General features: G+C 34.1%; 8 protein-coding genes. 3 read left to right on the top strand and 5 right to left on the bottom strand.

Annotated features, from left to right (window positions below):
- On the bottom strand, window positions 1-2163 hold a 2163-nt coding region (locus tag QMA06_RS15790; RefSeq protein ID WP_290207881.1), incomplete at its 3' end, for a choice-of-anchor L domain-containing protein.
- Window positions 2164-2346: 183 nt separating this feature from the next.
- Here QMA06_RS15790 and QMA06_RS15785 point away from each other — a divergent pair.
- From QMA06_RS15785 to QMA06_RS15775, 3 genes are all read left to right on the top strand, one after another.
- A complete protein-coding gene (locus QMA06_RS15785; RefSeq protein ID WP_290207880.1) occupies window positions 2347-3249 on the top strand; it encodes a NifU family protein in 903 nt (300 codons plus the stop codon).
- Window positions 3250-3309: 60 nt separating this feature from the next.
- Complete coding sequence (locus QMA06_RS15780) at window positions 3310-3510, top strand: dodecin family protein (RefSeq protein WP_290207879.1); 201 nt, start codon at window positions 3310-3312, stop codon at window positions 3508-3510.
- 86 nt (window positions 3511-3596) lie between these two features.
- Window positions 3597-4409, top strand: a complete 813-nt coding sequence (locus tag QMA06_RS15775) for a mechanosensitive ion channel family protein (protein ID WP_290207877.1) — start codon at window positions 3597-3599, stop codon at window positions 4407-4409.
- On the opposite strand, the gene tsaB is transcribed toward QMA06_RS15775, so the two are convergent.
- From tsaB to QMA06_RS15755, 4 genes are read right to left on the bottom strand one after another with little or no spacing between them, the layout of a single operon-like run.
- Window positions 4406-5077, bottom strand: a complete 672-nt coding sequence (gene tsaB / locus QMA06_RS15770; RefSeq protein WP_290207876.1) for a tRNA (adenosine(37)-N6)-threonylcarbamoyltransferase complex dimerization subunit type 1 TsaB — start codon at window positions 5075-5077, stop codon at window positions 4406-4408. The two genes, QMA06_RS15775 and tsaB, sit on opposite strands and share 4 nt — an antisense overlap.
- Window positions 5078-5131: 54 nt before the next feature.
- A complete protein-coding gene (locus tag QMA06_RS15765) occupies window positions 5132-6439 on the bottom strand; it encodes an efflux RND transporter periplasmic adaptor subunit (RefSeq protein WP_290207875.1) in 1308 nt (435 codons plus the stop codon).
- A 2-nt stretch (window positions 6440-6441) separates the two neighbouring features.
- Window positions 6442-7884, bottom strand: coding sequence for a TolC family protein (locus tag QMA06_RS15760; RefSeq protein ID WP_290207874.1), 1443 nt, complete (start codon window positions 7882-7884; stop codon window positions 6442-6444).
- A 54-nt stretch (window positions 7885-7938) separates the two neighbouring features.
- On the bottom strand, window positions 7939-9096 hold the full coding sequence (locus tag QMA06_RS15755; RefSeq protein ID WP_290207873.1) for an efflux RND transporter periplasmic adaptor subunit: 1158 nt from the start codon (window positions 9094-9096) through the stop codon (window positions 7939-7941).
- Window positions 9097-9103 lie beyond the last annotated feature (7 nt).

Genomic DNA, 9103 nt, shown 5'->3' with positions numbered 1-9103 from the left:
ATCGGCATCTTGAAAATTTAAATGGTAGCTTACTGTAAAATCTGATGACGGTTGACTACCCAAAATTGTCGACGATTGACTACTAAGATCAAACTCAGCAATTCCATCATTACTATCGTCATCACATGATTCTAAATCTGAAGCCGGACTAATAATAGGTTGGTCTAATGCCTCGATATTAAAACTAGTCGTGGTATAACATTCTTGCGAGACATCCGCTATACGCGCCCAAATTTCTTGTGGATTAGAGTTATTGGTATAATTACTTGGTAATGGATCTAAATTGTCAATAGCTTGTTGTTCTGTAACATGATAAGTAATGATGAAATCATCTGCATTTTGGCCTCCTAAAATATCGTCATCATTACTAGACAAATCAAATTCAGCGATACCATCAGCATCACAAAATTCAATATTCGGTGCGTCATTAGCTATTGGTGTAGGTTTGAATTCTACTAAAATAGAATCCGTAGTTTCGCAACCGGCGGCAAAAAACACATCGGCCGAATATAAACCTGGTTCATTCACATCGATTACAGAAGCTGTCTCACCAATTATTTCTAATCTATTTTCAGGCATGCTTGGGTCTGCTGCATAAAACCAAGTATGCGTAGCTGAAGGTGCCTGCGTATCTAAAGTTATCGCTTCACCACCACATTGAGCTGTTCCTGCCACAATAGTTATATCATCGCCTAATTCTCCACCAAGCACAAAACTACCTGCTTCTAAGAAAATTGCGGAGTCCCATATAGAATCTCCTTGATCCGCAACAACCAATTTTATTTCATAAGTCACCGTAGGCACTACAGTAGCTGACGCCGTTAAAACTACAGTTCTACCACCATAATTAGTATCACCTATATTATAACCTTCAAAATATGTAGGGTTATCAGCACAATTTCCTGAATTATTTATATTTGTTACACTAACAGGGGTACCATTTGGCAAAACGGCAAGGTTCGTATAATCCGTAGTACCGACTTCTCTTAAAAGAAATGCAAAACTATCAGCGTAGTTACATTCTGTACTGCCATCATATTCTTCTGAAGTCATCAAATACCTAAAACTAATTTGATTTGAAGTTGGAACAAAATTAAATTTAACAAACGTTGCATCGTTAGTATCCGCCTGACCTAAAGCAGACTCTAAATCGCCATCACCTGCTTGCCCATTATTAGTGGAGACAAGCGTGGCATCCACTGAATTACCGGCTTCTGCTGCTACACCTGTTGATAATATAATACCTTCTTCAAAAGGAAAACCAACCGCACCACCTCTGGTAAAATATCCATAACTTTTAGAACCAAGCTGATTTGGATTCCCATTCACTTGAGTAGAAAAATTATGAACCGCAGAACATCCACCAGATACTAATACGTTTTCTACTAGTTCTTCAAGATTAAATGAAGACTCTGGATAAGCGGCACTATTTATGGAAACAATAGGGTCTAATACAACTACTGATATGGTTTCTGTACTCTGGCAACCGACGGGATTGGTATCTTGAACGGTTAATGTTACGGTATAAGTACCAGCAAAATTATAGGTCGCAGCACCAGTGGTACCAGTCCCATTAGTACCGTTACCAAAATCCCAATTATAATTGGCACCTGTACCATCAACAGAAAAAGTAGCACTAGCGCTAAAATCCACAGTTTCACCCGGTAAAATTTCGACAATATTAGGCGACGATTCTGCTGGAACTGTACTATCTATTGACGCGGTAATTGTTTGACATTGTACTGCACATAGAATATCCGCTTCCCAGCCATTAATATTACCAGTCTCATTACTTGTAAATGCAAAAGTTAGACATCCTGACGTATTACTTGCCGAAGCCGACACAACCCCTGGAGGTGAACTACTAGAAGAATAAGAACCAATAACATCTGCTGTTACATCGTCACCATCATAAATAGTTAATACATCTCGATTAAGTTGTGTATTAAAATCAATAAAATCAACAATAATAAATTCGTCATTATTCTGAGGACAAATCGTGGTTACAATATCTTCATTGTCTCCATAATTTCCAAATTCTCCTCCTGAATCATAAAATTTATCGGGTGCACATCTTGTAAATGTACCGCTTTCCATGAGTACATCTTGAGAAAAACAAATAGAAGAAATAATTAAAGCGAGCAGACAGAGGGATTTGTTCATAGTTGGTTGAGACAAAAAGAAACAATCATTACACAAAAAAATTAAACAATTGTTATGACGTTTATTAATATTAAGCACGGAATTTAGTAAAATTAAATCTAAATCGCTCTAGATAATAGATGTAAAACACATCAAAAGGATGAATGTTTCAAGTTGATATTTCATACTTTTGCAAATAAAAAGATGGCACATACTAAAATTTCTATAGTACCTACTTCAAACGATACAATTTTAAAATTTGAAGCTGATCGATTTTTAACAGACCATAACAGTTTTGAATTCAACAACATAGATGAAGCAAAACACTCACCATTAGCACAACAATTGTTCTATTTACCCTTTGTAAAAAAGGTGTATATCGCTTCTAATTTTATTGCGATAGAGCGCTTTAATATCGTAGAATGGGTAGATGTACAAGATGAAGTTGCTCTTCAAATTGAAGATTATTTATCTAAAGATGGTATTGTAGTCGCTGAAGAGGCTGTAAAACCTAAGGCTGCGGTTACAGTTTACGCAGAAAGCACTCCAAACCCAGGAGTATTAAAATTTGTTTGCAATAAAGTTTTGGTTCCTAATATGTATGAATTCACATCTATAGAAGAAGCTAAACCTTCACCTCTAGCCACGGCATTATTTCAATTTCCATTTGTAAAAAATGTTTTTATGGAAAAGAATTTTATTTCTATAACAAAGTTTGATATTGTAGAATGGGAAGATATTACTCTTCAACTGAGAGAGTTTTTAAAGTCTTATGTTGAAGACGGTAAAACCATTTTAAATGATGATGCACCTAAGCAATTAAATAAAACTGAAGCTGCTGTCGAGCAAAAGTTTGAAGCCTTAGACGATGTTTCAAAAAACATAGTTAATATTCTAGAAGAGTATATAAAACCTGCAGTTGAAAGCGATGGTGGTAACATAGAATTTAAATCTTATAACGAAAACACTAAGAAAGTGGAAGTTTTGCTTCAAGGTGCATGTAGTGGTTGTCCTTCTTCTACATTTACGCTTAAAAATGGCATAGAAAGTATGCTTAAGGAGATGCTAAAAGACAATGATATTACTGTAGATGCAATTAACAATTAATTAAGAAATTTTCATTTATATTTTTTATCTTAAGATTAGTATTAATTAAAAAAATATAAAATGGCAGTATTAAAAGTAGTAGAAATTTTAGCAAACTCTGAAAAAAGCTGGGAAGATGCCACTAGAAAAGCAGTAAAGGAAGCTTCTAAAACAGTAAAAAATATTAAATCTGTTTATGTAAAAGAACAGACTGCAATCGTTAAAGACGATAATATTACAGAATTTAGAGTAAATATCAAATTGACTTTTGAAGTTAATTAAGAGCTATTTGAACCCTCAACACATAAACTCGGAATTTAAATTTGCCGGGTTTTTTTATTATAACCTTATAAATTATTTAAACCAAAATGGAAACAGAAAAATGGATTGACGCAGGATACAACTTTATCATAGAGTTTGGGCCTAAAGTTATTGGAGCTATCATAATATGGATTATTGGTAGTTGGGTAATAAAAATGCTATTAAGCGGTACCAAAAAAGCCATGAATAAAGGGAATTATGACGAAAGCCTAAGAAAATTCTTGTTGAATTTAATCAATTGGACTCTAAAAATAGTACTCATCATTGTTGTATTAGGTACTGTTGGTGTAGAAACAACCTCATTTGCGGCTGTTATTGCTGCAGCTGGTTTAGCTATAGGTTTAGCATTACAAGGGTCTTTAGGGAATTTTGCCGGTGGTGTTTTAATTATGATTTTTAAACCTTTTAAAATCGGGGATTACATTAAAGCACAAGGGGAATCTGGAACAGTTAAAGAAATTGAAATATTTACAACTAAATTATCGACGCCAGATAATAAAGAAATAATCATCCCTAATGGCAGCTTATCAAATGGGAATATTGTCAATTATTCAACAGAAGCAACACGCCGTGTCGATTTCACATTTGGGGTCGGTTACGATTCGGATATCAAACGAACCAAAGAGGTAATTATGAGTGTTATTAATGAACACGATTTAATTTTAAGAGATCCTGCTCCGGCTATAAATGTTTCTGAATTGGCTGATAGTTCCATTAATTTCTTTACTAGAGTATGGGTAAATTCAGGAGATTATTGGACTGTTAAATTTGACGTTATAGAGCGTACCAAAGAAGCCTTAGATGCTGCTGGTATTGATATTCCTTATCCTCACCAAGTAGAAATACAAAAGCAAGGTTAAACCTTCTTTTTCAATGCTACAAAATCCTTTAAGTAATAAGGTTCAAAATAAGCGACATCTTCGGTGTCGCTTTTTTGATATTTTATTTCTGCTAATCTCGACATTTCATTTGCCGAGGGTAATTTTCCATTTATAAAAATTGCATTAGGGTGTTGGATAAGTGTTTTTGTTTTTTCAACACCATTTCCAATAAAATAAATCCTATTATTATTAAGCAGTTCAGCATAGCTTTCTTCCGTTAAAATTTCAGCTTTAATCGGGCGTTGCATTTCAAACTTAGAATTATAGATTGCAGAATACACTTCCATACGTCGCGCATCTAACATCGGTATAATAATACCATCTCTCTCTTTCACCTGATGTGCTAAACTTTCTAAAGTAGAAATTGCAATTAACGGTTTTTCTAAGGCGAAACACAAGCCTTTTGCTGAAGACACTCCTATACGTAAACCTGTATAGGAGCCTGGCCCTTTACTTACGGCGATTGCATCAATTTGAGATAATTTATAATCGGACGATTTAATCACCTCATCAATATATAAATGCAAGGTTTCGGCATGCGAATAACCAGGACTATTATCTTCCTTTAAAACTAAAGTCTCTCCATCTTTAGATAGAGAGACTGAACAATTAGTGGTTGCTGATTCTATATTTAGAATTAAAGCCATGTATGCTTATAGTTTTTATTTCAACAATGTACTTTGAATATTATAGCTGTTATCTTAATCTTCGCTTTTGGTATCAGAAGCGTTTTCAGATTTTGAATTGGTGACTTCTAATAAATCGCCAGGGTTTAAATTTTTTGAAACCATATTATACGGTCCTGTAATGATTTTATCATCTTTACTCAAACCTGAAATAATTTCAATATTAGTATCATCTTGAATGCCAGTTTTTACAACTTTCAGTTTAGCTATTCCATTATCATTCACAAAAACACATTCAAACTTTTGCTCATCAATATCCTCATTTTCTTCAGAGGTTAAACTTTTACCATACGGCTTCTTTGTAGCACTAGTATCTGTTTTTATAACAATTGCGCTAATGGGAACTGAAATCGCATCTTTTCTAGTTTTTGTAATAACATCTACGGTTGCTGTCATTCCTGGTCTAAAAGGTGAATAGGTTTCTGGTTTCCCTTCTGTTAAATCTTTATAAGATTCTTCAATAATTCTAACTTTAACCTTAAAATTGGTGACCTGATCTGCAGCTAAAGTTCCTGCCGCAGAATTTGCTATTTCAGTAACAACACCTTTAAATTCTTTTTTCAAATAAGCATCAACCTCAACAATTGTAGAATCTCCAATAGCAACTTTTACAATATCATTTTCGTTAACATCAACTTCAACCTCCATGTTATTTAAGTTAGCAACTCTAAGTATTTCAGTTCCCGCCATTTGTTGGGTTCCTACCACACGCTCACCTAACTCAACACTTAAAAGTGAAATTGTTCCACTCATTGGAGCATATATTGTTGTTCTATTTAGATTGTCCTTAGCTTCATTTACGGTTGCAGCCGCACTTTGTACGTTGTAATAAGCAGAGTTTTTTCCTGCAACTGCTGTTTCATAAGTTGCTATAGAACGGTCCCAATCGGCTTTAGAAATTACCCCTTTATCAAATAATGTTTTGTTTCTATCATAGTCGGCCTTGGCTTGCCTTAAATTAGCTTCCGCTTGTTCTAAACCAGCTCTTACATTTTGATAAGATGCTTGCGATCTACTCACGGCAGACTGAATTAAATCTGGATTCACCCTAACCAATAAATCTCCTTTTTCAACTTCTTGGCCTTCTTTAAAAGGTAATTCTAGTATTTCACCAGAAACTTCTGATGATATTTTTACTTCAACTTCTGGCTGAATTTTACCTGTTGCGGATACGGTTTGTACAATATCTTTTACAATAACTTCTTTTTCAGTCACTGCTTTGAAATCTCCTTTTTTACCAAACCATCCCATTTTAGATCCGGCGACTAAAAGAATTAGTACAAAAACGACAATTCCGATAATAATTTTTACTGTTTTGCTCATAATTAAAACTTTAATTCAGTTGCTGGAATTCCAAAATACAATTCGAGAACTTTCAGCTTAAAAATATAATCGTATTTCGCACGATTTAATTCAATGTTACTATTGTCGAATCTAAGTTTAGATTGACTAAAATCGAAAGCATTCGTTAAGCCTACATCGTAACGTTCTTTAGCATAATCGTAAGCTAATTGTTGCGATTCAACTGCTAAGGTTGCTGCTTCGTAAGATTTAAAAGCTCCTTTAGCATCAACGTAAGCTTGATAAACTGTAGATTCTAAATCTAACTCTGCTTGCTCTAACTGAAACTTGCTGCGTTCTAAATTTACTTTAGTCCTTTGTACGCTACCTCGAGTTTGAAAACCGTTAAAGATAGGAATGTTTAATGAAAGTCCATATGAGATACCATCATTCTGTGCTAATTGGTCGAAAAAAGGATCTGCACCAACTAAGACATTTGTTGAATTAGGAAACTCACCAACTACAGATTGCCCCGTACCTTCTACCACACCAATTTGCTGCGTTATTACCGGATTATCAGGATCTACTTGTTGAATAAAAGAATTGGTATTAGCATATCTCGTATCATAACCGAAAGACGCTGTAAGCGATGGATAGTTTGCGCCCTTAGCAATTTGTACATCTTTTTTAGCTAAGGCTACATTTTGCTCTGCAATTTTGATCTCAGATCTACTTTCTTTTGCTTTTGAAATGATTTCTGAAACATTTTTATTTACAATCTCACTATCAACAATATCATAGCCTTCATCTACGATATCAAAATTTTCATAATCCTTAATTAATAATAATTGTGCTAAGCTGATTAATGAAATCTGAATACTATTTTCTGCGTTAATAATTGATTGTTGCTCACTTGCATTTATCGCTTGTATTTCTAAAAGGTCTCCACGAGGCAATGATCCAGCATCGACGAGTTCTTGTGTTCTCTCAATTTGTTCTTCTGTCACTTCATTTTGAGATTTCAAAACTGCTAAATTGGCTTTGTTTAAAATAACCTGAAGATAATTATTGGCCACAAAGAGCGAAATATCATCTTTCATTTTATCTAATCGATATTGACTTGCTAATTTAGATATGTCTGCACGTTGTACGGTTCTGAAGTTTCTTAGACCGTCAAATAAAGTGTACCCTACATTTATACGACCTGAAGCAGATAACACCGTGGTTGTTTGTGCATTATTGGTTACAGGATTAAAACTAAGTCCTGTACTTTCAGACACACCACCACCAGCATTTAGTGAAGGTAAAAAACTACCTTTTGCAGTCAATATGTCTATATCTGCCAACTCTAAATCTAACTCACTTTGCTTTACAGAAATATTATTTTCTAAGGCATATATAACGCATTCTTTAAGCGTCCATTTTTTATTTTGCGCTTTGGCAAAAACTCCACAAAGAAGTAAAATAATAATGATTGATTTTTTCATGATGCTTATTTGTCTATGTAAAACTTAAAGTGTTACACTAATTATTTAAATTTATTATTGGGCATATTTAGGCACCCCTTGTACTTGGTTCCAAACCTTTATTTTATCGCCTTTAGCAATACCATTTTTCACTTCTACAAAAATACCATCACTAATACCTAACTCTATATCTTTTCTATTAAATTCTTGATCTCCGACTTCAACTTCAACATATGGTTTTTTAGTCTCCTTATCATATTGAACTAAGGCTTCTTTTATGGCTAAAACATTTTCCGCCTTATCTAAAATAATTGAGGCGTTGGCACTTAAGCCCGCTCGTATAAAAGTAGAATCTATTTTTTTAAGTGAGCCTTTTATTTCAAATTGAACGGCACCATTTTCTGCTACACCTTTTGGAGCTATATAATCTAAAATGGCATCGAATTTCTCATTTTCTATAGCACCTACCGTAATTTCAAGAGGCAAACCTTCTTTAATTTTACCTACTTCGCTTTCATCTACTTTCCCTTCGAAAATCATTTGTTTTACATCTGCTAAAGAAGCGATAGAAGTACCTTCATTAAAATTATTCGCTTCAATAACTTGATTTCCTGCTTTAACTGGCACATCTAAGACCATCCCTGAAACCGTCGCTCGGACTTGGGTTTGAGCGGTATTTCCTAGACCTGAGGTTGTTCCTGTTTTTATAATATCGTAATTCTGATTAGCAGAATTCACATTTATCCGAGCCTGTTCTACACTCTGCTTAGTTTGTAAATATGAATTATTTACGGCTTCAAAGTCATTTGCAGAAATCACTCCTTTATCGAACAATGCTTTTTGTCTGTCGTAATTAGATTGCTGTGTCTGTAAATTAATCTTTGCAGTTTGTAATGCAGTTTGATTTGATGCAATATTGTTTTTAGCACTCGTTAAACTTGATGCGTTTGGAATCACTTTTATTTGAGCAATTAAATCTCCTTGCTGCACATACTCACCAGCTTCAATAAAAACCTCTTCAATAACACCAGAAATATTTGGTTTAATTAAAATTTCTTCTTTTGGAACAATACTCCCTGTTGCAACAGTTTTAACAATAATTGTTTCTTCAGTTGGAGTTTCCGAAGTATAGGATATTGGATTTTCTTGGTTTTTTTGCCACAAATACAATAATGCTGAGCCAAAGACAACAACAATTAATATTAATAGGATTACAGTTTTAGTTCTTTTCATGGTTATG

The sequence above is a fragment of the Winogradskyella bathintestinalis genome (assembly GCF_030407435.1).
Lineage (GTDB): Bacteria > Bacteroidota > Bacteroidia > Flavobacteriales > Flavobacteriaceae > Winogradskyella > Winogradskyella bathintestinalis.
This window is presented reverse-complemented; position numbering and strand designations above follow the sequence as displayed.

Coding starts and splice junctions, on each gene's coding strand:
- QMA06_RS15785 (WP_290207880.1), top strand. CDS start 2,347: ATGGCACATACTAAAATTTCTATAGTACCTACTTCAAACGATACAATT.
- QMA06_RS15765 (WP_290207875.1), bottom strand. CDS start 6,439: ATGAGCAAAACAGTAAAAATTATTATCGGAATTGTCGTTTTTGTACTA.
- QMA06_RS15775 (WP_290207877.1), top strand. CDS start 3,597: ATGGAAACAGAAAAATGGATTGACGCAGGATACAACTTTATCATAGAG.
- QMA06_RS15760 (WP_290207874.1), bottom strand. CDS start 7,884: ATGAAAAAATCAATCATTATTATTTTACTTCTTTGTGGAGTTTTTGCC.
- QMA06_RS15755 (WP_290207873.1), bottom strand. CDS start 9,096: ATGAAAAGAACTAAAACTGTAATCCTATTAATATTAATTGTTGTTGTC.
- QMA06_RS15780 (WP_290207879.1), top strand. CDS start 3,310: ATGGCAGTATTAAAAGTAGTAGAAATTTTAGCAAACTCTGAAAAAAGC.
- tsaB (WP_290207876.1), bottom strand. CDS start 5,077: ATGGCTTTAATTCTAAATATAGAATCAGCAACCACTAATTGTTCAGTC.